This is a genomic window from Amnibacterium sp., assembly GCF_036559085.1.
GTDB lineage: Bacteria > Actinomycetota > Actinomycetes > Actinomycetales > Microbacteriaceae > Amnibacterium.
The window spans coordinates 41,650-64,931 of record NZ_DATBTU010000055.1 but is presented as its reverse complement, the minus strand read 5'-3'; the positions used below and the strand labels follow the sequence as shown (position 1 = coordinate 64,931).

General features: G+C 73.0%; 20 protein-coding genes and 1 pseudogene. 8 read left to right on the top strand and 13 right to left on the bottom strand.

Annotated features, from left to right (window positions below):
• Positions 1 to 16: 16 nt before the first annotated feature.
• Positions 17 to 418, bottom strand: a complete 402-nt coding sequence (locus VIG76_RS09890) for an HIT domain-containing protein (protein WP_331953665.1) — start codon at positions 416 to 418, stop codon at positions 17 to 19.
• On the opposite strand from VIG76_RS09890, the pseudogene VIG76_RS15185 reads away from it, so the two are divergent.
• Positions 309 to 1,694 (top strand): annotated as a pseudogene (locus tag VIG76_RS15185) (endonuclease domain-containing protein); the annotation flags it as partial. The gene VIG76_RS09890 and the pseudogene VIG76_RS15185 overlap by 110 nt on opposite strands.
• A gap of 95 nt (positions 1,695 to 1,789) precedes the next feature.
• Here VIG76_RS15185 and VIG76_RS09885 read toward each other — a convergent pair.
• The 3 genes from VIG76_RS09885 to hrcA all read right to left on the bottom strand — a co-directional run bounded on the left by VIG76_RS09885 (position 1,790) and on the right by hrcA (position 4,718).
• Complete coding sequence (locus VIG76_RS09885) at positions 1,790 to 2,524, bottom strand: 16S rRNA (uracil(1498)-N(3))-methyltransferase (protein WP_331953663.1); 735 nt, start codon at positions 2,522 to 2,524, stop codon at positions 1,790 to 1,792.
• 7 nt (positions 2,525 to 2,531) lie between these two features.
• Positions 2,532 to 3,620 carry a molecular chaperone DnaJ gene (gene dnaJ / locus VIG76_RS09880; protein WP_331953696.1) on the bottom strand — a complete coding sequence of 363 codons (1,089 nt, stop codon included), beginning with the start codon at positions 3,618 to 3,620 and terminating at the stop codon, positions 2,532 to 2,534.
• A gap of 66 nt (positions 3,621 to 3,686) precedes the next feature.
• Positions 3,687 to 4,718, bottom strand: coding sequence for a heat-inducible transcriptional repressor HrcA (gene hrcA, locus VIG76_RS09875; RefSeq protein WP_331953661.1), 1,032 nt, complete (start codon positions 4,716 to 4,718; stop codon positions 3,687 to 3,689).
• 214 nt (positions 4,719 to 4,932) lie between these two features.
• Between hrcA and VIG76_RS09870 the strand changes: the two genes are divergently transcribed.
• Positions 4,933 to 5,406: a DUF4870 domain-containing protein gene (locus tag VIG76_RS09870; protein ID WP_331953659.1), complete on the top strand. Its 474-nt coding sequence runs from the start codon at positions 4,933 to 4,935 to the stop codon at positions 5,404 to 5,406.
• 31 nt (positions 5,407 to 5,437) lie between these two features.
• On the top strand, positions 5,438 to 5,803 hold the full coding sequence (locus VIG76_RS09865) for a DUF4870 domain-containing protein (protein WP_331953657.1): 366 nt from the start codon (positions 5,438 to 5,440) through the stop codon (positions 5,801 to 5,803).
• A 30-nt stretch (positions 5,804 to 5,833) separates the two neighbouring features.
• Here the strand turns inward: VIG76_RS09865 and hemW are convergent, their stop codons facing one another.
• Positions 5,834 to 7,060, bottom strand: a complete 1,227-nt coding sequence (gene hemW / locus VIG76_RS09860; protein ID WP_331953655.1) for a radical SAM family heme chaperone HemW — start codon at positions 7,058 to 7,060, stop codon at positions 5,834 to 5,836.
• A gap of 58 nt (positions 7,061 to 7,118) precedes the next feature.
• Here hemW and VIG76_RS09855 point away from each other — a divergent pair, with 58 nt between their 5' ends.
• Entirely contained in the window at positions 7,119 to 7,796 is a 678-nt protein-coding gene (locus VIG76_RS09855; protein WP_331953653.1) for an HAD family hydrolase, read from the top strand.
• Between the two features lie 102 nt (positions 7,797 to 7,898).
• On the opposite strand, the gene VIG76_RS09850 is transcribed toward VIG76_RS09855, so the two are convergent.
• Together VIG76_RS09850 and lepA are read right to left on the bottom strand one after the other, a co-directional pair.
• Positions 7,899 to 8,510: a DUF1990 family protein gene (locus VIG76_RS09850; RefSeq protein WP_331953651.1), complete on the bottom strand. Its 612-nt coding sequence runs from the start codon at positions 8,508 to 8,510 to the stop codon at positions 7,899 to 7,901.
• Entirely contained in the window at positions 8,507 to 10,351 is a 1,845-nt protein-coding gene (lepA, locus tag VIG76_RS09845) for a translation elongation factor 4 (protein WP_331953649.1), read from the bottom strand. The genes VIG76_RS09850 and lepA overlap by 4 nt, the downstream gene beginning before the upstream one ends.
• 45 nt (positions 10,352 to 10,396) lie before the next feature.
• Here lepA and VIG76_RS09840 point away from each other — a divergent pair, with 45 nt between their 5' ends.
• Positions 10,397 to 10,876, top strand: a complete 480-nt coding sequence (locus tag VIG76_RS09840) for an NUDIX hydrolase (RefSeq protein WP_331953644.1) — start codon at positions 10,397 to 10,399, stop codon at positions 10,874 to 10,876.
• A 55-nt stretch (positions 10,877 to 10,931) separates the two neighbouring features.
• Positions 10,932 to 13,040, top strand: coding sequence for a RecQ family ATP-dependent DNA helicase (locus VIG76_RS09835; RefSeq protein WP_331953642.1), 2,109 nt, complete (start codon positions 10,932 to 10,934; stop codon positions 13,038 to 13,040).
• A 7-nt stretch (positions 13,041 to 13,047) separates the two neighbouring features.
• On the opposite strand, the gene VIG76_RS09830 is transcribed toward VIG76_RS09835, so the two are convergent.
• A complete protein-coding gene (locus VIG76_RS09830; protein WP_331953640.1) occupies positions 13,048 to 14,235 on the bottom strand; it encodes a pyridoxal phosphate-dependent aminotransferase in 1,188 nt (395 codons plus the stop codon).
• Between the two features lie 165 nt (positions 14,236 to 14,400).
• On the opposite strand from VIG76_RS09830, the gene rpsT reads away from it, so the two are divergent.
• Positions 14,401 to 14,661 (top strand): 30S ribosomal protein S20, encoded by a 261-nt coding sequence (rpsT, locus tag VIG76_RS09825; protein WP_331953638.1) that lies wholly within the window; start codon positions 14,401 to 14,403, stop codon positions 14,659 to 14,661.
• A 131-nt stretch (positions 14,662 to 14,792) separates the two neighbouring features.
• On the opposite strand, the gene holA is transcribed toward rpsT, so the two are convergent.
• The 4 genes from holA to leuS all read right to left on the bottom strand — a co-directional run bounded on the left by holA (position 14,793) and on the right by leuS (position 21,459).
• Entirely contained in the window at positions 14,793 to 15,824 is a 1,032-nt protein-coding gene (gene holA, locus VIG76_RS09820; protein WP_331953636.1) for a DNA polymerase III subunit delta, read from the bottom strand.
• A gap of 37 nt (positions 15,825 to 15,861) precedes the next feature.
• Entirely contained in the window at positions 15,862 to 18,210 is a 2,349-nt protein-coding gene (locus tag VIG76_RS09815; protein ID WP_331953634.1) for a ComEC/Rec2 family competence protein, read from the bottom strand.
• Positions 18,207 to 18,824, bottom strand: coding sequence for a ComEA family DNA-binding protein (locus VIG76_RS09810; RefSeq protein ID WP_331953631.1), 618 nt, complete (start codon positions 18,822 to 18,824; stop codon positions 18,207 to 18,209). The genes VIG76_RS09815 and VIG76_RS09810 overlap by 4 nt, the downstream gene beginning before the upstream one ends.
• A gap of 94 nt (positions 18,825 to 18,918) precedes the next feature.
• Positions 18,919 to 21,459: a leucine--tRNA ligase gene (leuS, locus tag VIG76_RS09805; protein WP_414640632.1), complete on the bottom strand. Its 2,541-nt coding sequence runs from the start codon at positions 21,457 to 21,459 to the stop codon at positions 18,919 to 18,921.
• Positions 21,460 to 21,561: 102 nt separating this feature from the next.
• Here leuS and VIG76_RS09800 point away from each other — a divergent pair, with 102 nt between their 5' ends.
• On the top strand, positions 21,562 to 22,296 hold the full coding sequence (locus VIG76_RS09800) for a DedA family protein (RefSeq protein WP_331953627.1): 735 nt from the start codon (positions 21,562 to 21,564) through the stop codon (positions 22,294 to 22,296).
• A gap of 16 nt (positions 22,297 to 22,312) precedes the next feature.
• Here the strand turns inward: VIG76_RS09800 and VIG76_RS09795 are convergent, their stop codons facing one another.
• Entirely contained in the window at positions 22,313 to 23,275 is a 963-nt protein-coding gene (locus VIG76_RS09795; RefSeq protein WP_331953625.1) for an ABC transporter substrate-binding protein, read from the bottom strand.
• Positions 23,276 to 23,282: the final 7 nt, after the last annotated feature.

The window sequence follows — 23,282 nt, the reverse complement described above, 5'->3', positions numbered from 1 at the left end:
CCCTCGTCGACGTCCGTCACGTATCCCTTCCCTCGCCGGGCATGCCGGCGGTCATCGAGGCCTCGTCGAGCGTTCCTCCCGCGCCGGCGCCCAACACGTGCGCATGGACATGGAAGACGGTCTGGCCGGCGGCGAGGCCGGTGTTGAAGATCAGTCGGAACGAGTCGAGGCCGGCCTGAGCGGCGACCGTCTCCGCGACCTCGACCAGGTGGGCGAGCAGCCTCGGATCGCCGGCCGCGAGCTCGGTGACATCGCGGTACGCATCCGTCTTCGGGATGACGAGCAGGTGCACCGGCGCCTTGGGGGCGATGTCCTTCAGCACGAACACGTCGTCGGTCTGCAGCACGATCTCGCCCGGGATCTCCCCGCGCAGGATGCGCGTGAAGACCGAGGGTTCGGTGCCCGCGCGCTCAGCCATGACCGCCCATTCTACGGGCGCGCCGCGGCGACGGCGGGGTGGAAGGACGCCGAGGGATCCCTCCGCGTGCGTGAGCGCCTTTCCGCTGGTGAGTTGCCACTTCTCGCCCTCGAAGGCGCCCTTCAGGGGCCAGAAGCGGCAACCCGCGCGATCACGAGCACCGGAGCACGTCGCGCGGCGGGTTTCGACCTGGTGGGTTGCCACTTCTCGCCCTCGAAGGCGCCCTTCAAGGCGCCGGAAGTGGCAACCCACCGCCCGGTCGCTGGACGGCCTTCCGCGCGCCCGGCCGGCATCCGCTCCTCCACAAGGCTCAGCGAACCTCGTGGACGACCGGACGAGGCGCGAAGGGCCGACCCCGACGCCGGCGGATCGGCACCCTCCTGCCATGACGAGACGGAAGGGGCGGCTGACGCCGCTGCCGAAGGAGTTCGACGGGAGCGCGTTCCGCACCGCTTCGGCCGGGCAGGCGGGCGTGAGCGAGAAGCGGCTCCGATCGCGGGACCTCACGAGGCCCTTCGTCGGGGTCCGCAGCACGGAGGCACCCACCGACGTGCGCTCGCTCTGTGCCGCGTATCCCCCAAAGCTGGCCCCCGGCGAGTTCTTCAGCCAAGGCACCGCGGCGGTCCTCCACGGCATGGGGCTGCCGCTGGAGGTGGAGCAGCGCCTGCTGCTCGACGTCGCGGTCGTCAAGCCCGCACGCGCTCCGCGGGATCGCCGCGTGATCGGTCATCACCTCGTCCGGCGGCCGGGGCTCGTGGTCCTGCACGACGGTCTGCCGATCTCCTCCGCGGTCGAAACGTGGTGCCAGCTCGCGAGCATGCTGTCGACGGTCTCGCTCGTCGTCGCCGGCGACAGCCTCGTCCAGAAAGGACGCCCGCATCCCGACCTCATGCTCGGCGCGCTTCGGTCAGCGGCGGCCGATGCGGACCGGCCGTTCACAAAACGGCTCTTCACGGCGGCGGCAGCCGTTCGGGTGGGTTCGAGGTCACCGGGCGAGAGGCGGCTGCGGCGTCTGCTCGTCGAAGCCGGCCTTCCCGAGCCCGAGATGAACGCCGCGCTGCTCGACGATCAGGGCCGCTTCCTCGGCGAGGTGGACCTCCTGTACCGCTCGAAGTGGGTGGTCATCGAGTACGAGGGCGACTACCACCGCACCGACAAGGCGAAGTGGCGCAGCGACGTGGTGCGGTACGAGCGGATGCAGGACGCGGGCTATCGCGTCGTCCGGATCACCGCTGACGACCTGCAGGACCGGCCGGACGAGACCGTGCAGCGGGTGCGGGTGGCGTTGTCGTCGCGCAGATCACCGTCACTCGTGAGTTGCCCACACGCGGAGGTCATGCGGGAGTCCGCTGGGTGGTCGGCAGGGACGGGTCAGGGCCAGAGGTCGAGGGCGATCGCCAGTGCCGCGAGCGCCGCCGGGCCCGCGGTCGAGGTGCGGAGCACCGTCGGGCCCATGCGGGCGGTCGTCGCGCCCGCCGCGGTCAGCCGCTCGAGCTCCTCCGGTGCGATGCCGCCTTCAGGGCCGACGACGAGCACGAGCGCCTCGAGAACCGGCCGGACCGCATCCGCGAGCCGGACCGGCGAGTCCGGGTCGAGCACGATCGTGCACGTCCGCCCGGCGAGCGCCACCACATCCGCCGTCGAGTGGAGCGGCAGCACCGCCGCCGACCAGGGCCGCATCGCCTGCTTGCTCGCCTCGCGGACGATGCCGGCCCAGCGCGCGACACCGCTGTCGGCCTTGCGGCCCTCCCACCGGGTCACGCTGCGGGCCGCCTGCCACGGCGCGACCGCCGCGACCCCGAGCTCGGTCGCCGCCTGGATCGCGAGCTCGTCGCGGCCGCCCTTCGCGAGCGCCTGCACGAGCGTGATCGCGGGCCGCGGCTCGGGCACCTCGACGAGCTCGACCACGTCGAGCTCCACGGAGTCCTTCGCGACCGCCACGGCCTCCGCCGTCGCCACCCGCCCCCGGCCGTCGCCGACCGTGGTGCGCTCCCCCACCCGCATCCGCGAGACGAGCGCGGCGTGCCGGCCCTCGTCCCCCGCGAGCACCAGCCGGTCGCCGGCGCTCGCGCCGGTGACCTGATCGCTCAGGTAGAAGTGCGCCACCGCCGGGTCAGACGCCGAGGAACCGGTCGCGCAGCTTCGTGAAGAGCCCCTGCTGGAAGTGCGCGAACTGCGGTGGCTTCGGCTTCTTGTGGCTCGCGAACTGACGGATGAGCTCCCGCTCCTTGCCGTCGAGCTTGGTCGGGGTGACGACCTGCACGCCGATCCGCAGGTCACCGCGGCCGGAGCCGCGCAGGCGCGTGATGCCGCGCCCCGGGATCGTCAGCACCTCGGCGCTCTGCACGCCGGGCCGCACATCGATGTCGACCGGGCCGTCGAGCGACTCGAGGGTCGCGGTCGTGCCGAGGATCGCATCCGACATCTGCACCTCGAGCGTCGCGAGCAGGTCGTCGCCCGCCCGGCTGAAGGTCTCGTGGTGGCGCACCTTGACCTCGAGGTAGAGGTCGCCGTTCGGGCCGCCGGCGGGGCCGACCTCGCCCATGCCGGCCAACTGCAGCCGCAGGCCCGTCTCGACGCCGGCGGGGATGTCCACCGGGATCGTCGTGCGCGCACGCACCCGGCCCTGCCCGGCGCAGTTCACGCACGGGTGCGGGATGACGGTGCCGTAGCCGCGGCAGACGGTGCACGGCGTCGAGGTCATGACGTTGCCGAGCAGCGAGCGGACCGCGCGCTGGATCTGGCCGGTGCCGTGGCAGATGTCGCAGGTGGCGAGCGACGTGCCCGGCTGCGTGCATGCGCCGTGGCAGACGTCGCAGAGCACCGCGGTGTCGATCTCGAGGTCGCGGTGCGTGCCGAAGACGACGTCCTCGAGGTCGACCTCGACGCGGAGCAGGGCGTCCTGGCCCCGCTCCTGCCGCGACTTCGGGCCGGTTCGGCCGCCCTGGCCGAAGAACGTCTCGAAGATGTCGCCGAAGCCGAAGCCACCCGCCTGCCCCTGGCCGCCCAGGTCGTACTCCTGCCGCTGGCGCGGGTCGGAGAGCACGTCGTAGGCGTGGGTGACCTCCTTGAACCGCTCGGCGGCATCCCCGCCGGGGTTCACGTCGGGGTGCAGCTGGCGAGCGAGGCGTCGGTAGGCGCGCTTGATCTCGTCGGGCGAGGCGTCGCGATCGACACCCAGCACTTCGTAGTGGTCAGCCACCATGGCCCTTCCGATGCCGCGCATGCGGCGGTCGTTGCGTTCTGGTCCGGGCGAACCGGACGGCGGTCAGTCGTCCCCGAGGAGCTTCGAGAGGTACCGGGCGACGGCGCGGACGGCGGCGATGTTGCCGGAGTAGTCCATTCTCGTCGGCCCGAGGACCCCCACGTGCCCGAGGGTGCCTGCCGGGGAACGGTAGCCGCCCGCGAGGATGGACGCCTCACCGAGACCGAGCGAGGCGTTCTCCCGCCCGATCGACACGGAGACGCCGCGGCTGTCGAGCTCCATCTCGCTGAACAGGCGCAGCAGCACCACCTGCTCCTCGATCGCCTCGAGCACCGGGAGGATGCTGCCGGGGAAGTCCTTCTCGGTCCGCGCCAGGTTCGCGGCGCCCGAGATCACGAGCCGGTCCTGCCGCCGGTCGTCGACCTGGGCGGCGATCACGTCGGTCACGCGCTCGAGCACGGGGCGACGCGCCGGCGGGACGGTGGCGGCGAGGTCGGTGAGCAGCGGCGGCGTCTCCGACAGCAGCCTGCCGACGAGCACGGTGTTCAGTCGGGCCCGGAGGTCGGCGAGCGCCTCCTCGTCGAGCGGCGCGGCCTCGTGCGGCACCTCGACCGTGCGCTGGTCGACGTGCCCGGCGTCCGTGATGAGCACCACGAGCAGGCGCGTCGGCGACAGCGGCACGAGCTCCACGTGCCGCACCCGGGAGCGCGGCAGCACCGGCACCTGCACGAGCGCCACCTGGTTGGTGAGCTGCGACAGCATCCGCACGGTGCGGGTCAGCACGTCGTCGAGGTCGGCGCTCTCGCCGAGGAAGGTCTGGATCGCCTGCCGTTGGGCGGGGGTCATCGGCCGGATCTCCGCGAGGTGGTCGACGAACATCCGGTAGCCCTTGTCCGTGGGCACCCGGCCGGAGGAGGTGTGCGGGGCCGCGATGAGGCCGTCCTCCTCGAGCGCGGCCATATCGTTGCGGATGGTCGCGGCGGAGACGCCGAAGCCGTATCGGTCGACGATCGACTTCGAGCCGACCGGCTCCCGGGACGCGACGTAGTCCTGGACGATGACGCGGAGCACCTCGAGCCCTCGTTCCGAGACCATCCCGCCTCCTCACGCCGCTGGCACTCGATCGGATTGACTGCTAATCGTACCGCCGATCAGGGGCGGATCGACGGCGCGGCGCGCCACGCGGGACCCTTGAGTGCCACACCGACCTGTTGATAACCTGAGCGCGATCCGGCAAAGGGGCGGACCGGCGCGCCACGGCGCGCTCCAGCGGGATCGGCAGGACCCGGAAGGGGTGCGAACCTCCGACATGAGCGACCGAGACGAGCGTCTCCGGCCGGCGTACGGGATCGTCCTTCCGCCCCGGCCCGTCCCCAGCAGCGACATCACGTGGGCCCTCGTGGTGCACGTGCTCGGCGGCGTGCTCGCCGTCATCGGGCTGTACCACAACCTCTGGGTGCTGGCCGCACTGGTGCCCGCGATCGTGCTGCTGCTCACGTCCCGCACGGACCACCCGTGGCGACGCGAGGAGGCGCGCAACGCGCTGAACTTCCAGATCACCTGGGTCGCCGCCACGCTGCTGATCCAGGGCATCGCCGTGCTCGCCGCCGTCCTGCTCGTCGGCGCGCACCAGGGCACCCTCGCGCTCGGCCTGTTCGCCGTCTTCCTGCTGATCCAGTCGGTGATCGCGCTCTTCGACCTGGTCGTCTCGGTGCTCGCCGCGATCCGCACCCGGAACGGCGGCGGCTTCCGCTACCCCCTCAAGCTCGAGCTCGTGAAGTGAACACCCGCAACCGAAACCAGGAGCGCCCGACATGACTCAACAGACCCCTCCCGCCTACGTGCCGCCGCAGCCGCTCAGCCAGAGCGACGAGCGGCTGTGGGCCACCCTCATCCACATCGGCGGGATCATCATCGGCTTCATCGCCCCGCTGGTCGGCTATCTCGTGCTGAAGGACCGCAGCTCGTTCGTGAAGGAGCACGCCCGCCAGGCGCTGAACTTCCAGATCACGCTCGCGATCGCCTACGCGGTCGGCTGGATCCTGACGTTCTTCCTCATCGGCCTGCTCGTGATCCTCGCGGTCGCGGTCGTGAACATCGTGTTCTCGATCATCGCCGCGATCGCCGCGAACAAGGGCGAGATGTACAAGTACCCGCTGACGATCCAGTTCGTGAAGTAGCGGGACCGGACGCAGCGAGGACGCCGGCCGTCAGGCCGGTGTCAGTCGGCGGACGACCGCGTCCGCCAGCAGGCGCCCCGGCCGCGTGAGCACCACGCGGCCGGCGAGCGCCGCCCGTCCGTCCACGAGCCCGTCGGCGATGAGGCCGGCCACCTCGGCACGGCCGGATGCGGCGAGCCGGTCGATCGCCATCCCGTCCGCGAGGCGCGTCTCGAGCAGGACCCGCTCGAGGGCGCGCGTCTCGGCGTCGAGCACCTCCCGGCCCGCCGCCGGCGAGTGCCCCGCCGTGATCCTGGCGCCGTACGCGGCGGGGTGCTTCACGTTCCACCAGCGCACCCCGCCGACGTGGCTGTGCGCCCCGGGGCCGACGCCCCACCAGTCCTCGCCGGTCCAGTAGGCGAGGTTGTGCCGCGAGCGGTACGCGTCCGACCGCGCCCAGTTGCTCACCTCGTACCAGCGGTATCCGGCGGCCTCGAGCAGCTCGTCGGCGAGGTCGTACTGCTCGGCCTGCAGGTCGTCGTCGGGATCCGGCACGAGGCCCGCACGGATGCGCCGGGCCAGCGCGGTGCCGTCCTCGACGATGAGGGCGTACGCGGAGACGTGGTCCGGCTGCTCGGCGATCGCGGCGGTCAGGCTCGTCCGCCAGTCCTCAAGGGACTCCCCCGGCGTGCCGTAGATGAGGTCGAGGCTGACCTGCAGCCCGGCGGCCCTCGCCCACCGCACGACGAGCGGCACGCGCTCGGGGTCGTGCGTGCGGTCGAGGGTCGCGAGCACGTGCGGCACCGCCGACTGCATCCCGAACGAGACCCGGGTGAAGCCGGCGGCGGCGAGCGCGGCCAGGTCGGCCTCGTCGACCGAGTCGGGGTTCGCCTCGGTGGTCACCTCGGCGCCCTCGGCGAGCCCGACGGTGTCGCGCACCGCCGCGAGCATCGCGGCGAGATCGGCGACGGGCAGCATCGTCGGCGTCCCGCCGCCGAAGAAGACGGTCGACGCCGGGCGCTCCGGCAGTCCCGCCGCGGCGAGGATGCGGCCCGCGAGCCGCACCTCCTCGATCGCCTGGCCGGCGAAGTCCGTCCGCTTGGCGCCTCGCAGCTCGTCACCCGTGTAGGTGTTGAAGTCGCAGTAGCCGCAGCGCACCCGGCAGAACGGCACGTGCAGGTACATCCCGAGGCGGCGGTCGGCGGCCCCGCCGGCGACGGATGCGGGCAGCAGCCCGTCGTCGGGCGCAGGATCGGCGATCGGGAGAGCGGAGGGCATGGCGTCCCATCCTGACCCGGATTTCGTCCTTGCCCGCGCCGCCTGCGAGTCTCGGGGCATGGACGCGGTGCTCTGGGACGTCGACGGGACCCTGCTGCTCAACTCGGCCAGCGCCGGGCGGCTCTACGACCGGGCCATCGCCGAGGTCGTCGGCACGGAGCCGAGCGGTCGCCGGCCGAACGAGCACGGCAAGACGGACGCGCAGATCATCGTCGAGCGGCTCGCCGACCAGGGACTCGGTGCGGAGCTGCTGCCGGCGGTCCGCGAACGCCTCGACGCCCTCTCGGCGGACGCCTACGTCGGCGACGCGGCCCGGCACCGCGCGCCCGGCGTCGATGCCGCGCTCACCGCCGTCGAGGCGGCGGGATGGCGCAACGGCCTGCTCACCGGCAACTCCCCCGCGCGCATCCGCGCGAAGTTCGCGAGTGCGGGGCTCGATCCCGATCGCTTCGACCCGGACCTCTGGTTCACCGGCGAGGCCACCACGGTGCGGTCCGACCTGGCGCGCCGCGCCGTCGCCGAGCTCGGCGACGCCTCCGCGGTCATCGTCGGCGACACCCCGAGCGATGACAGCGCGGCGGCTGCGGCGGGCATCCCGTTCCTCGCGGTCGCGACGGGCGCCTTCGACGTCGCCGCGCTGCGCGGGACAGGCGCGGTGCTCGTCGTCGCCGACCTGGAGACCGGTCTCCCCGAGCTGCTCACCGCGCTCTCCGACCTCGCCGGCCTGCTCCGCTGACATCGCGCCGTTCCGGAGTTCCTGCGCGACACGCCGCATCCGGCGCGCCTTCCACGGCGTGTCGCCCCGTTTCTCCGGAACGGCGCGATGGGTGGGAGGGGCTCAGGCGGCGTTCGACGGGTGCAGCGACTTCACGAGGCGCTCGTCGAGCCGCCGCTGGCGGGCGTCGAGCGCGCGGGCGGCGACGCTCCAGCTGCGGCCGGCCTGCTGCCAGATCGAGCGGACCGTGAGCCAGACGGCGTCGTCCGGCTCGTGCTCGAGCAGCAGCAGCCGCTCCGCGCACGCCGGCGAGCCCGGCCGGGAGCCGTAGACGTAGCCGATGCGTCCCGGCTCGTCGATCACCGAGACCACCTTCACGGGCCCCGCGACCTCGTGGGCCCCCGAGATGGTCGCGGTCATGCCGGGCGTGATCCAGGGCGTGCCGTCCTCGAGGAACAGCGGGCCGGTGCCGCGCGGCGAGACCGCCCGCGGCTCCGCATGGATCTCGGCCACGTCGAAGCCGGCGCCGCGGAGGGCGCCCCACGTCATCAGCGCGCGCCCGGCGAGGTCGAAGCGGCGCTCGCCGCTGCCGATGCGGTGCCGCAGCTCCGCGGCGCGGAATCCGGGCGGCGGGAAGGCGACGACCTCGGGGCTCGCGGTGGCGCCGATGGCGGTGTAGTTCAAGCCCATCTCGGGGGCGTGGACGGCCGTGCGCCGGCGCGGGCCGGTCGTCACTTCTTCGCCTGCTCCGTGTCGCCCGACAGCGCGGCGATGAACGCCTCCTGGGGCACCTCGACGCGGCCGACCATCTTCATCCGCTTCTTGCCCTCCTTCTGCTTCTCGAGCAGCTTGCGCTTGCGGGTGATGTCACCGCCGTAGCACTTGGCGAGCACGTCCTTCCGCATCGCGCGGATGGACTCGCGGGCGATGATCCTGGCGCCGATCGCGGCCTGGATGGGGACCTCGAACTGCTGGCGCGGGATCAGCTTCTTCAGCCGCTCGGTCATGAGCACGCCGTAGGCGTAGGCCTTGTCGCGGTGCACGATCGCGCTGAAGGCGTCGACGCGGTCGCCCTGCAGCAGGATGTCGACCTTCACGAGGTCCGCCGCCTGCTCCCCCGCCGGCTCGTAGTCGAGGCTCGCGTAGCCGGCGGTGCGGCTCTTCAGCTGGTCGAAGAAGTCGAAGACGATCTCGCCGAGCGGGATCGTGTAGGTGATCTCGACCCGCTCCTCCGACAGGTACTCCATGCCCTCGAGGGAGCCGCGGCGGCTCTGGCAGAGCTCCATCACGGTGCCGACGTAGTCCTTCGGCGTGAGGATGGCGGCCTTCACCATCGGCTCGCGCACCTCGGCGACCTTGCCGATCGGGAACTCGCTCGGGTTCGTCACCGTGACCTGCTTGCCGTCGTCGGTGTCGACCTCGTAGATGACGGACGGGGCGGTCGCGATGAGGTCGAGGTCGAACTCGCGCTCCAGCCGCTCGCTGACGATCTCGAGGTGCAGCAGGCCGAGGAAGCCGCAGCGGAACCCGAAGCCGAGCGCCACCGACGTCTCGGGCTCGTAGACGAGCGCCGCGTCCGAGAGCTTCAGCTTGTCGAGCGCCTCCCGCAGGTCGGGGTAGTCGGCGCCGTCGATCGGATAGAGGCCGGAGAAGACCATCGGCTTCGGCTCGGTGTACCCGGCGAGCGGCTCGGTCGCGGGCTTCACCGCGGTCGTCACGGTGTCGCCGACCTTCGACTGACGGACGTCCTTCACGCCGGTGATCAGGTAGCCGACCTCGCCGACCCCGAGCCCGGTCGTGGGCGTCGGCTCCGGGGAGGACACCCCGATCTCGAGGATGTCGTGGGCCGCGCGGGTGGACATCATCTGGATCCGCTCGCGGGAGCGAAGGCTGCCGTCCACCATCCGCACGTAGGTGATGACGCCGCGGTAGGAGTCGTAGACGGAGTCGAAGATGGCCGCGCGGGCGGAGGCGTTCGGGTCACCGACCGGGGCGGGGATCCGCTCGACGACGCGGTCGAGCAGCGCCTCGACGCCCATCCCGGTCTTGCCGGAGACGCGGAGCACGTCCGCCGGGTCGCCGCCGATGAGGTTCGCGAGCTCGGCCGCGTACTTCTCGGGCTCCGCGGCCGGCAGGTCGATCTTGTTCAGCACCGGGATGATCTCGAGGTCGTTCTCGAGCGCCAGGTAGAGGTTCGCGAGGGTCTGCGCCTCGATGCCCTGGGCGGCGTCGACGAGCAGGATGGCGCCCTCGCAGGCGGCGAGCGAGCGGGAGACCTCGTAGGTGAAGTCGACGTGTCCCGGGGTGTCGATCATGTTGAGGGCGTAGGTGGCGCCGCCGACGGCCCACGGCATCCGCACGGCCTGGCTCTTGATCGTGATGCCGCGCTCGCGCTCGATGTCCATCCGGTCGAGGTACTGGGCCCGCGCGTCGCGGTCGGAGACGATCCCGGTGATGCCGAGCATCCGGTCCGCCAGCGTCGACTTGCCGTGGTCGATGTGCGCGATGATGCAGAAGTTGCGGATCGACTCGGGCGGCGTCGCGGCGGGCTCGAGGGGCGTGGTGGCGCGAGGCATGGCGCCGACAGTCTCCCTCATCACGGCGCGAGGTAGCGTCGGGCCGTGCCGACGCCCGACTTCATCCTGCGCCTCCGCGAGCGGATCGGGACCGAGCCGCTGTGGCTCGTCGGGACCACCGCGGTCGTCGTCGACGGCGACCGGCTGCTCCTCGTGCAGCGCGCGGACACCGGCGAGTGGACGCCCGTCGCGGGCATCGTCGAGCCGGGTGAGCACTCGGCCGACGCCGCGGAGCGGGAGGTCTGGGAGGAGGCGCGCGTGCACGCCGTCGTCGAGCGCCTCGCCGCCGTCGGGGTCACGAAGGAGTACGCGTATCCGAACGGTGACCGCAGCCGGTTCACCGACCACACCTACCGGCTGCGCTACGTCTCCGGCGAGGCGGCGGTCGGCGACGACGAGTCCGTGGACGTCGGCTGGTTCCCGATCGACGCGATGCCGGAGGTGCCGGAGCGCTACCTGAACCGCATCCGCCGCGCGCTCGAGGATCGGACGGACACCGTGCTGGAGCGCGGACCCGAGTCGTGACGCCGGCGCCCCTCGTCGACGGCGGCTGTCACCGGCACCTGGCACGGTGTCGCGGGTGACCGACACCCGCACCGCCGCGCTCGCCGTGCTCCGCACGCTCGTCGGGCGGCCCGACGCCGACTTCCACGACGGCCAGTACGACGCCATCTCCGCGATCGTCGACGACGCGCGGCGGGCCCTCGTCGTGCAGCGCACCGGATGGGGCAAGTCCGCGGTCTACTTCGTCGCGACCAAGCTGCTGCGGGACCGCGGCGCCGGCCCCACGCTGCTCGTGTCGCCGCTGCTCGCGCTGATGCGGGACCAGGTGGCCGCGGCCGCCCGCGCGGGCATCCGGGCCGCATCCATCGACTCCGCGAACCCGCATCTCTGGGACGACGTGCGGGCGCGGCTCGCCGCCGACGAGATCGACGTCCTGCTCGTCTCCCCCGAGCGGCTGAACAACCCCGACTTCCGCGACACCCAGCTGCCGACCCTGATCGAGCGCACCGGCCTGCTCGTCATCGACGAGGCGCACTGCATCTCCGACTGGGGCCACGACTTCCGCCCCGACTACCGGCGGCTGCGCGACGTCGTGGCCACGGCCGGCGGCGCGCCCGTGCTCGCGACCACGGCGACCGCCAACCGGCGGGTCGTCGACGACGTCGTCGCCCAGCTCGGCGCGCCGGACGAGGTGCTCACCATCCGCGGGCCGCTCGCCCGCGCCTCGCTCCGCCTCGGCGTGCTGCGGACCCGCGATCAGGCCGCCCGGCTCGGCTGGCTCGTCGAGCACCTGCGAGACCTGCCCGGATCCGGGATCGTCTACGCGCTCACGGTGGCGGCGGCCGAGGACACCGCGCGGCTGCTGCGTGAGGCCGGCTACGACGTGCTCGCCTACACGGGGCGCACGGAGAACGCCGAGCGCGAGTCCGCCGAGCAGGCGCTCAAGGAGAACCGGGTGAAGGCGCTCGTCGCCACGAGCGCGCTCGGGATGGGCTTCGACAAGCCCGACCTCGGGTTCGTCGTGCACCTCGGCGCCCCGTCCTCGCCCGTCGCCTACTACCAGCAGGTGGGCCGGGCGGGGCGGGCGACCGCGTCCGCCGACGTCCTCCTGCTGCCCGGCGCCGAGGACGAGGCCATCTGGACCTACTTCGCGACGGCGAGCATGCCCACGCAGGAGAAGGCGGAGGCGGTGCTCCGCGAGCTGGAGCCCGAGCGGCCGCTCTCCACGCCGGCGCTCGAGGCGCTCGTCGACGTCAAGCGCAGCCGCCTCGAGCTGCTGCTCAAGGTGCTCGACGTCGACGGCGCGGTGCAGCGGGTCCGCGGCGGATGGGTGTCCACCGGGGTGCCGTGGACGTACGACGCGGAGCGCTACGAGCGGATCAGCGCCGCGCGGATCGCTGAGCAGCAGCACATGCTCGACTACGAGGCGCTGCCCGCCGGGCCGGAGGGGTGCCGGATGCAGTACCTGCAGCGCGTGCTCGACGACCCGACGGCCGCGCCCTGCGGGCGCTGCGACAGCTGCGCCGGCGCCTGGTTCCCGACCGACGTGTCCGCCGACGCCGCCGGCACCGCGGGCGCGGCGCTCGGGCGGGTCGGCGTGGCGATCGAGGCCCGCAAGCAGTGGCCGACCGGTGCCGACTCCCGTGGCCTGCCGGTACGGGGGAACATCGCGGTCGGAGAGCGCCCAGAGGAGGGCCGGGCCATCGCCCGGCTGACCGATCTCGGGTGGGGTGGCTCCCTGCGGCGGCTGCTCGCGCCCGGCGCGCCCGACCAGGAGGTGCCCCGCGGCGTCGTCGATGCAGCGGTGGCTGTGCTCCGCGAGTGGGACTGGGCCGAGCGCCCGGTGGGCGTCGTCGCCATGCCGTCGCACGCGCATCCGCTGCTCGTGGGTTCAGCGGCCCGGGCGCTGTCCGAGATCGGACGGCTCCCGCTGCTCGGCACGCTCGAGTCGACGACCTCGGTGCCGCCGGAGGGTGGCGGCGCGAGCCTCGCCCGGCTGGCCGCTGTGTGGTCGGCCTTCCGCGTGCCCGACGACCTGCGGGCGCGGCTCACCGAGACCCGCGGGCCCGTGCTGCTCGTCGACGACGCCGCGGACAGCCGCTGGACCGCCACCGTCGCCGCCCGCCTGCTCCGGCAGGCGGGAGCGGATGCGGTCCTGCCCTTCGCGCTCGCGCTGCGGGCCTGAGGACCGGTCAGGCCGGCGCCACGACCCCGGCGTCGGCCGGGGGCTCGGACGCCGCTGCCGGCTGCGGCAGGCGGCCGAGACCCTCGAGAAGTGTCTCGCGGGACGCCGCGGCGCACACCCGGATCCAGCCCTCGCCACCGGCCCCGAAGGCGCTGCCCGGCGCGACGGAGACCCGCTGCTCGAGCAGGAACCGCTCGGCCCAGTGCGCGACGTCGCCCTCGCTCGCGTGGGACACGTCGATCCAGAGGTAGAAGGCGCCCTGCGGGTCGAGGTATCGGATGCCCATGGTGTCGAGCAGCGCCGTGGCCGCGGCGAGGTTGCCCCGGTAGTGCTCCGCCGCCGTCCCGACCGCGTCCTGCGGGCCGGTGAGCGCCGCGAGCGCGGCCTGCTGCGCGGGCGTGTTCACGCAGGAGACGAGCGCCTCCTGGTAGGTGCGGAGCACGTCGCCGAGCCCCGGCGGCACGACGAGGCTGCCGACGCGGGCGCCGGTCAAGGCGTAGGTCTTCGAGAACGAGTGCACCGTCAGCACCCGCTGCTCGGTGTCGAACGAGGCCGGGCTCACGTGCGGCACGCCCCAGGTGAAGGCCTCGTAGACCTCGTCGCTGATCAGCCAGAGGTCGTGCCGGGACGCGAAGGCGAGCAGCTCGCGCAGCACGGGCTCGGGGAAGACGACCCCGAGCGGGTTCGAGGGCGAGTTCACGATGATCGCCCGCGTGCGCGGCGTCACCTGCGCCTCGAGGCCCGCGAGGTCGGGCAGGAAGCCGCGGTCCGGCTCGAGCCGGTACCCCACGGCGACGGCCGACAGCATCGGCGGGGCCATCTGGAAGGTGGTGTAGCCGGGATCCGGCACGAGCACCTCGTCGCCCGGCTCGAGCACCAGCGACAGCGCGAGATAGAGCGCCTCGGTGCCGCCGGTCGTGACCCAGACCTGGTCCGCCTCGACATCGATCCCGTTGACCGCCCGGAGCTTCGCCGCGAGCGCCTCGCGCAGGGGCGGGATCCCGGCGTTGCCGGTGTAGTCGGTGTCGTCGGCGAGCCACGCGGCGCTGGCGGCCGCGAGCACGTGCGGGGCGACCGGCTGGTCGGGCTCCCCGACGGCGAGGGCCAGGACGTCCGGCATCCGGATCGCGATCTCGTGGATGCGGCGGATGCCCGAGCCGGGCACGCGGAACGCGGTGCGGGAGAACGACGGCATCGGGCCATTCAACCGCCCGGGACGGCACCGGGCCGGCATCCACGGCCGACGGTCGACCTGGTAGACTTCCGGACGGCTTTCGGGCGCCCGCAGCACCACGCGGCCCGGCCCGACGACGGCGGACATCCCGCCCCACCGACACCGTCTTTCGAAAGGCATCTCCACGTGGCGAACATCAAGTCGCAGCTCAAGCGCATCGGCACCAACAAGAAGGCTCACGACCGCAACAAGGCCGTGAAGAGCGAGCTGAAGACGGCCATCCGCGCCGTCCGCACCGCCGTCACCACCGGCGACAAGGACAAGGCGTCGACCGCCCTCGTCTTCGCGAGCAAGAAGCTCGACAAGGCCGCCTCGAAGGGCGTCATCCACAAGAACCAGGCCGCGAACCGCAAGTCGGCCATCGCGAAGTCGGTCGCGAGCCTCTGACCCCGGTCGTCAGCGCGGGAGTCGCTGACGCTGCTGGAACCGGCACGTCGACCCGACGGGCCGTTTCGGGCTGAACGGGCGTCCGATGACGCCCGGAGATGTCCGAAGTCGACCGTCACCGGAACGCTCGTTCAGCGCTCGGTCTCGCCCCTCGCGGCGACGAAAGCGACGAGCCGCTCGACCGCGAACTCGGGGTCGCGTGCGGCCCCCTTCACCCGCTCGTCGGTCTCGGCGAGCATCACGATCGCCCGGCCGAGGCCCTCCGGCTGCCAGCCCTGCGCGTCACGGCGCGCCCGGTCGACCTGCCACGGCGCGAGCCCCAGCTCCGAGGCGACCTGGCCGCCGCTGCCGCGCACGTCGAAGACGCGGGCCATGGTGCGCAGCTTCATGGCGATCGCCGCGACGATCGGCACGGGATCGGCTCCTGTGGCGATCGCGTGCCGCAGCAGCACGAGGGCGTCGCCGCGCCGGCCGGCGATGGCCGCATCCGCGACAGCGAACGCGTTCGTCTCCACGCGGCCGGCGTAGTACGTCTCGACGGTCGACTCGGTGATGTCGCCCCTGGTGTCCGCGATGAGCTGCTGGCAGGCCGAGGCGAGCTCGGCGAGGTCCTCCTGGAACGCGGAGACGAGCAGCCGGAGGGCGCCGGGTGCGATCCGCTTGCCCGCCGTCCGGAACTCGGCGGAGGCGAAGGCCGACCGGTCCGCGTCGCGCTTCAGCTCCGCGCAGGAGACCTCGACGCCGCCGCCGAGGCCGTTGCGCACCGCGTCGAGCAGCTTCTTGCCGCGCACCCCGCCTGCATGCCGGAGCACCACGGTCGTCTCGTCCGCCGGGTGCTCGAGGTAGCGCAGCGCCTCGGTGAGGAACGCCTCCGACAGCCGCTCGACGCCGCCGACCCGGATGAGGCGCGGCTCGCCGAACAGCGACGGGCTGGCGAGGGTCGTGAGGTCGCCGAGGGCGGCCGACGTGGCGTCGAGGTCGGTGACCTCGAGGCTCGGGTCCGCGGCGGTGAGCGTGGCGCGGATGGCGCGGATCGCGCGCTCGGCGAGCAGCTCCTCCGGACCCGAGACGAGCACGACGGGCGCGGGCCGCGCCTGGTCCCAGGCGAGCACGGGGATCTTGGCGGCGCCCGATCGTGCGGGCGCGGCGGCGCGGGCTGCCATGGTGCCTCCAGTATCCAGGGTGTCGGCGACACACCGTCTAGGGTGCCGGTGACCACACGGCCGCGGTGACCGGGTGCTCGGTCCAGACGGTGACGCCGCCGTCCGTCCCGCGTGCGACGAGGAGCAGCCCGTCCTGGTCGGTGCGGAAGGGCGCGATGCCGTCCGCGCGGAGGATCCGGAGCAGCCGCGCCGTCGGGTGGTGGTAGTCGTTGTGCGCCCCGACGCCCATCAGGCCGACCGCCGCGCCGGATGCCGCGTAGAAGGCCGGGCTCTGGTCGGCGGAGCCGTGATGGGCGACCTTGACGACGTCGACCGGTGGCAGCGCTCCGTCGTCGAGCAGCGCGTTCTGCGCGTCCTCGCCGAGGTCGCCGGTGAAGAGGGACCGGAGGCGACCGGTCACGAGCAGCGTGATGCTCGCGGGGTTACCGGTGCCGAGGACCGCGGACGGCGGGTCCTCGGGCCAGAGCACGTCGATCCGCAGCCGTCCGACCCGGGTCTGCTCCCCCCTGCGCACCTGCACGACGTGCGCACCCGCCTGCGCGATCGCGGATCGCAACGAGTCCGCGGCGCCGCGGTCGGTCGGGCCGACGAAGGCCGTGCCGACCCGGTCGGCGACGGAGCGGCTCGCCCCGACGTGATCGGCGTCCCAGTGGGTGAGCACCATCAGGTCGATGCGGCGGATCCCGAGCCGGGAGAGGCAGGCGAGGATCGGCGCCGGCTGCCGCCCGGTGTCGACGAGCGCGTAGTGGCCGGCGCCGCCGTTCAGCACGAACGCGTCGCCCTGGCCGACGTCGCAGCCCGCGATCTCCCAGTCGGTGGGCGGCGCGACCACCCGCGCCACCGCTCCCCCGGCGAGCACACCGGCGCCGGCGATCAGCACGAGCCCGGCGAGCACGGCCGCGATCGCCCGCGTCCGCCGGGAGAGGGACCGGGCGGCGGCGACCACGGCGAGCAGCAGCAGCGCGACGGCCAGCAGGCCCCCGGCCACACCCGCGGGCCATGGGATGCTCGGTGCCGCCGCGCCGAGCCGGGCGACGGCCGCGATCCAGGCGGCGGGGACCCAGGCGAGCACCGTGATGCCCCCGCCGAGCAGGGGCACGACGGGCAGGAGCAGGCAGGCGACCAGCCCGAGCACCGTCGCGATCGGCGCGGCGGGTTCCGCGAGGAGGTTCGCGAGCACGCCGGCGAGCGGCACCGCGGGCTGCAGCAGCACGAGCACCGGCTCGCACGCGAGCTGCGCCGCGATCGGGACCGCCAGCGCCAGCGCCAGGCGCCGCGGCAGGACGCGCCCGAGGCGGTCCGCGATCGGCCGCGTGAGCAGCAGCAGCCCGCCTGTGGCGAGGGCGCTGAGCAGGAACCCTGGGCTGCGGGCGAGCCATGGGTCGCCGATCACGAGCACGAGGACCGCCACAGCGAGCGCCGGGACGCCGGCGGCCCGTCGTCCGGAGACGAGGCAGGCGAGCGCGACGGCCGCCATCACCGCGGCTCGCAGCACGCTCGGCTGCGGCGTGACCAGCACCACGAAGCCGGCCAGCGCAGCGCCCGCCGCGAGGCCCCTCGCCCAGCGTGGCAGGCGCGCGAGCGCCGCGAGCCCGAGCACGGCGACCGTCACGACGGCGCAGTTCGCCCCGGACACCGCGGTGAGGTGGCTGAGCGACGCATCCTTCATCGCCTGGTCGAGCGACCGGCTCACCCGGCTCGTGTCCCCGATCGAGAGTCCGGGGAGCAGCGCGCCGCCGTCGCCGGGCAGCCGCGCGGTCCGTCGTGCCAGCCCCGCACGCAGCCCCTGCGCGGCCTGCTGGACGGCATCGGCGCGACCGACGACGCGCACGCCGCCGGAGGTCGAGGCCGTGAAGGCCACGGCGTCGGACGGCGGCGCACGGTGCAGCACGAGATCGACGGCGACCGTGGTACCGGGTGCCTGCGCGGCCGTCGGGAGCCGATCGGCGAAGACGACGAGCGGCGCCGCGGCGGGACGGGCGACCCCGCTCACGGTCGCACGGACGAGGACCGCCTGCACGAGGAGCCGCCGGGTGAGCGCGCCGGCCCGGTCGTTCAGGGACACCGGTGCGACGGACTCGATCCGCAGCACGGCCGGGACGGCGGATCCGATCGGCAACCACGCCGGGGCCCGCGCCGGTTCCTGCAGGCCGACCGCGACCCCGACAGCACCGGCGCAGACGGCGGTCGCGACGAGCAGCCGCAGCGTGCGCCGTCGCCGGAGTCGAGGGCGGAGGGCGGCGACCAGCAGCAGCGCGCCGGCCGCGACGGCGGAGGCGGCCGCCGCCAGCGGCCAGAGCGCGGGCGCGAGGGTCAGCGCGGCGGCCAGGGCTTCCGCGAGGAGCGCGGGAAGCAGCAGTCCCGTCCGGGCGACTGCGGTCCTCACGGGGTGGCGACGCCCTGCAGACCGGCGAGGGTCTTCGGGCCGATGCCGCCGACCTTCAGGAGGTCGTTCAGTGAGCGGAAGGGGCCGTTGGCGGTCCGCCAGGCGATGATCCGCGCCGCCATCGCGGGCCCGATCCGCGGCAGCGTCTCGAGCTCCGCCTCCGTCCCGGCGCTGAGGCTGACCGGCCCCGTCGCTGCTCCCGATGCCGCGCCGCCCGATGGGCCGGCCGCTGGTGCCGCGCCGCGCACGGGCACCGCGAGCTGCTGGCCGTCGACGACCCGGGCGGCGAGGTTCACGGAGCTCTCGTCGGCGGCCGTCGTCGCCCCGCCCGCGGCTGCGATCGCGTCGACGGCCCGCGAGCCGTCGGGCACCGCCACGAGGCCGGGATGCCGTACGGCGCCGGTGACCTGCACGAGCAGCGCGGTCGGGGTCGGCACGGACGAGGAGCGGGCCGGGCCCGCGCTCACCCGCACGGTGCCACCACCGCCGGAGGCGGCGGACAGGGCCACCGCGACGACGAGGACCACCAGGGCCAGCGCGAGCCCACCGCCGATCAGCAGGCGGCGCCGCGCGGCCCCGGCTCGGGCGATCAGGTCGGCGAGCAGCGGTTCCACGGCGGGAGGCTAGGAACGCGGCCGCCGACCCGTGCGCCGTCGTGCAGCCGAGACGGCGCTCGGGGCCGAGCCCGAGCCTGTGGAGGAGCGGACGCTACTCGGTGGCGATGCTCACGACCTTGGGCGCCCGAACGACGACCCGGCCGACGCGCTTGTCCCCCACTGCACGGCGGACGACGTCGTTCGAGGTCGCGAGCCGTTCGAGGTCCTCCGACGTGATCGTCGGCGACACCTCGAGGCGCGCGCGCACCTTGCCGTCGACCTGCACGATCGCGGTCACGGACTCCTCGACGAGGAGGGTCGGGTCGGCCTTCCGCCAGCCGTACACGGCGACGGACGGCGGGTAGCCGAGCCGCTCCCACATCTCCTCCGCGGTGAACGGGGCGACGAGGCTGAGCACGAGCGCGACGGTCTCCGTCGCCTCGCGCACGGCCGCATCCGCCGGTCCCGCGCCGGAGTCGATGGCCTTGCGCGTCGCGTTCGTGAGCTCCATCACGCGGGCGATGAGCACGTTGAACTTGAACGACTCGACGAGCCCCGGCGCGTCCGCCAGCAGGCGATGGGTGACGCGCCGCAGCGACTCGTCGCCCGTCGCCCAGACCACGTCGGGGCTGCTCGTGACGTCCTCGGCGAGGCGCAGGGCCCGCGCGAGGAACTTCATGGAGCCGGCCGGATGCACGTCCTCCCAGTTGATCGCGTCCTCGGGCGGCCCAGCGAAGGCCATGCTGACTCGGATCGCGTCGACGCCCCAGGTGTCGATCGCGACGCCGAGGTCGACGCCGCCGCGGCTCTTCGACATCTTGTGGCCGCCGGAGAGCACCATGCCCTGGTTCAGCAGCGCGCTGAACGGCTCGGTGAACGACACCAGGCCCATGTCGTAGAGCACCTTGGTGATGAACCGCGCGTAGAGCAGGTGCAGGATCGCGTGCTCGACGCCGCCGACGTACTGGTCGACCGGCGCCCAGCGCTCCGCCTCGGCGGGGTCGAAGGGGCGCTCCTCGTCGTGCGGCGACAGGAAGCGGAGGAAGTACCAGGAGCTGTCGACGAACGTGTCCATCGTGTCCGCGTCGCGGCGGGCGGGGCTGCCGTCCACCGGGTTCGGCACGTTGACCCAGGCCTCGGCCGCGCCGAGGGGCGAGGTGCCCTTCGGCTTCAGGTCGAGCCCCTCGGTGTCGGGCAGCAGCACGGGCAGCTGGTCCTCCGGCACCGGGATCTCGGTGCCGTCGGCCGCGTGGATGATCGGGATCGGCGTGCCCCAGAAGCGCTGCCGCGAGATCAGCCAGTCGCGCAGGCGGTAGTTCTTCGCGGCCCGGCCGGTGCCGGCCGCCTCGAGCTCCTTGATGACGCGCGAGATCGCGTTCACCTTCGAGAGGCCGTTCAGGGAACCGGATGCGACGAGCCGGCCCTCCCCCGCGAGCGCCACGCCGGTGACGACCGGATCGAGCGACTCGAGGTCGGGCAGCGGCTCACCCGGCTTGAGGGTGGGCACGACGCCCGTCGCCGGCTGCGTCGTGTCGACGACGACCCGCACGGGCAGGTCGAACTCCCGCGCGAAGTCGAGGTCGCGCTGGTCGTGCGCGGGCACGGCCATGATCGCGCCTGTGCCGTACTCCGCGAGCACGTAGTCGGCCGCCCAGATCGGCAGCCGCTCGCCGTTCAGCGGGTTGATCGCGTACCGGCCGAGGAAGACGCCCGTCTTCGCGCGGTCGGCGTTCATCCGCTCGACCTCGGTCGTCGAGCGCACCTTCGCGAGGTACGCGGCGAAGGACTCGGCGATCTCCGCCGGTGCCCCCTCGACGAGCTCCGACGCGAGGTCCGCATCCGGCGCCACGACCATGAAGGTCGCGCCGTACAGGGTGTCGGGCCGGGTGGTGAAGACCGTGATCGGCTTCTCGCGCCCCTCGACCCGGAAGTCGACCTCGGCGCCGTTCGACCGCCCGATCCAGTTGCGCTGCATCGCCAGCACCTTGGCCGGCCAGGTGCCCTCGAGCTGCTTCAGGTCGTCGAGCAGCCGGTCCGCGTAGTCCGTGATGCGGAAGTACCACTGCGTGAGCTTCTTCTTCTCGACCACGGCGCCGGAGCGGTCCGATGTGCCGTCGGGCAGCACCTGCTCGTTCGCGAGCACCGTCTGGTCCACCGGGTCCCAGTTGACCCAGCTGTCCTTCCGGTACGCGAGCCCGCGCTTGTAGAGCTGCAGGAACAGCCACTGGTTCCACTTGTAGTACTCGGGGTCCGAGGTGTGCAGCACCCGGTCCCAGTCGAAGCTCACGCCGAAGCGATGGAAGGTCTTCCGCTGCTGCGCGATGTTGTCGTACGTCCATTGCCGGGGATCCGCGCCGCGCTTGATCGCCGCGTTCTCCGCCGGGAGCCCGAAGGAGTCCCAGCCGATCGGATGCAGCACGTTGAAGCCCCGCTGCCGCCAGTAGCGGGCGAGGAAGTCGCCGAGCATGTACTGCTCCGAGTGCCCCACGTGCAGGTCGCCCGAGGGGTACGGGAACATGTCGAGGATGTACTTGCGGGGCCGCTTGTCCCCGGGGTCGGAGGAGCGGAAGAGCTGCAGCTCGTCCCAGCGCGGCAGCCACTTCTCCTGCAGCTGCTGGGCGGTCGGCAGGCCATCGGGGTCGGCGTCGGCCATCATCGGGTCCTTGGCTCTTGAGGAGGCGGCGGAACAGCCTTCAACCCTAGAGGCATCTGCGCCTACGCTGATCCGGCGGACGGACCACGGCGGCTCCGGCCCGTGGCGGACGCGAAGGAGCACCTCGTGGACCAGTGGCTCACCGCGGCGCTCGCGAGCCTCGAGGCCATCGGCGCATGGCGGTACCTGGTCGCGTTCGTCGGGATGTTCTGCGAGACGTCGCTGCTCATCGGCCTCATCGTGCCGGGCGACACGATCGTGCTGATCACCGCCACCGCGAACAAGGACGGGGTCGAGTGGCTGCTCCTGCTGCTCTCCGTGATCGCCGGCTCGCTCGCCGGCGAGAGCGTCGGCTACGCGCTCGGCGCCTGGTTCGGGGACCGGCTGCGGGCCGGCCGGCTGGGGCAGCGGATCGGCGAGGAGCACTGGCTGCGGGCGGAGCGCTGGCTCGATCAGCGGGGCGGCGTCGCGATCTTCGTCAGCCGCTTCCTGCCGGTGCTGCACGCGGTCGTGCCGGTCACGGTCGGCGCCGGCGAGATGCCGTACCGGCGCTTCCTCGCCTGGACGGCACCCGCCTGCACGCTCTGGGCGCTCATCTACGTGTCGGTCGGCACCGTGGCGGGCACGAGCTACCGGGCCCTGTCCGGCACCCTGCACTTCGCGAGCTGGATCCTGCTCGGGGTGATGCTCGTGTTCCTGCTGGCCGTCGCCTTCGGCAAGCGGCTGCTGCACCGCTTCGAGCACCACGAGACTCGCGTCGACAAGACGCGCGTCGAGGCGGCCGAGGCCGGAACGACGAACGAGGCGGGCGCCGATCGGCGCCCGCCTCGTCCCTAGGGCCGGTCCCCTCGGCTCAGCCGAGACCCTTGCTGCTCAGCCACTCCTGGGCCGCCTGCTGCGGGTCCTCCTTCGCGGCGCCCGACACCTTCGTGTTCAGCGCCAGGAGGTCCTGCGTGGTGAGCGCCGCCGACACCTTGTTCAGCGTGTCGGTGATCGTGGAGGAGTCCTTCGAGGCCGAGTAGATCGGCACGACCTGCTGCGACGCGAAGAGGTTCTTGGGGTCCTTCAGGGTGACGAGCTTCTTCGCGAGGATCGACGGGGTGGTCGAGTAGATGTCCGCGACCTGCACCTGGTTGCCGAGCAGCGCCTGCAGCGTCGAGTTGCCGCCGCTGTCGTTGATCGACTTGAACTTCACGTTGGTCAGCCCGTAGACCGACTTGAGGCCGGGGATGCCGTCCGGTCGCGTCGCGAACTCGGGGTTCGCGGCGACGGTGAACGACCCGACGTTCTTCAGGTCGGCGATCGAGGTGAGCTTGTTCTTGCTCGCGTAGCCCGGCGTGACGTTCAGCGAGTCGGAGTCGGCCGCCTGGGACAAGTCCGCCGCCTTCAGGTTCACCTTCGCGAGGTCGCTGTCGAGCGCCGTCTTGACGGCAGGGCCCGACTTCGCGTTCGCGCTCTTGTCGAGGTACGACAGGATGCTGCCCGCGTACTCGGGGACGAGGTTGATGTCGCCCTTCTCGAGCGAGGCGATGTAGGCGGCGCGGGCGCCGATGTTCACCTTGTAGGCCACGTCGACGCCGGCCTTCTTCAGCGCGCCGCCGTAGATGTAGGCGAGGACGACGTTCTCGGGGAAGTTCGCCGAACCGACGGTGACCGTCCCGGCGCCGGCGGATCCGCTGCTCGAGGCGGAGGACGAGGCCGACGCGCTCGAGGAGGAGCCGGCGAGGGAGTTCGAGCTGGAGCAGCCCGCGAGCGCGAGGGTGGCCGCGGTCAGCACCGTGGCGGTGCCGAGCAGGCCTCTGCGTGTGATGGACATGGTGGTC

Bases quoted from the DNA above. Each gene is read 5' to 3' on its own strand.
- VIG76_RS09795 (WP_331953625.1), bottom strand. From the start codon at position 23,275: ATGTCCATCACACGCAGAGGCCTGCTCGGCACCGCCACGGTGCTGACC.
- hemW (WP_331953655.1), bottom strand. From the start codon at position 7,060: ATGCCCTCCGCTCTCCCGATCGCCGATCCTGCGCCCGACGACGGGCTG.
- VIG76_RS09865 (WP_331953657.1), top strand. From the start codon at position 5,438: ATGACTCAACAGACCCCTCCCGCCTACGTGCCGCCGCAGCCGCTCAGC.
- hrcA (WP_331953661.1), bottom strand. From the start codon at position 4,718: ATGGTCTCGGAACGAGGGCTCGAGGTGCTCCGCGTCATCGTCCAGGAC.
- VIG76_RS09870 (WP_331953659.1), top strand. From the start codon at position 4,933: ATGAGCGACCGAGACGAGCGTCTCCGGCCGGCGTACGGGATCGTCCTT.
- VIG76_RS09855 (WP_331953653.1), top strand. From the start codon at position 7,119: ATGGACGCGGTGCTCTGGGACGTCGACGGGACCCTGCTGCTCAACTCG.
- holA (WP_331953636.1), bottom strand. From the start codon at position 15,824: ATGGCAGCCCGCGCCGCCGCGCCCGCACGATCGGGCGCCGCCAAGATC.
- VIG76_RS09830 (WP_331953640.1), bottom strand. From the start codon at position 14,235: ATGCCGTCGTTCTCCCGCACCGCGTTCCGCGTGCCCGGCTCGGGCATC.
- leuS (WP_414640632.1), bottom strand. From the start codon at position 21,459: ATGGCCGACGCCGACCCCGATGGCCTGCCGACCGCCCAGCAGCTGCAG.
- VIG76_RS09890 (WP_331953665.1), bottom strand. From the start codon at position 418: ATGGCTGAGCGCGCGGGCACCGAACCCTCGGTCTTCACGCGCATCCTG.
- lepA (WP_331953649.1), bottom strand. From the start codon at position 10,351: ATGCCTCGCGCCACCACGCCCCTCGAGCCCGCCGCGACGCCGCCCGAG.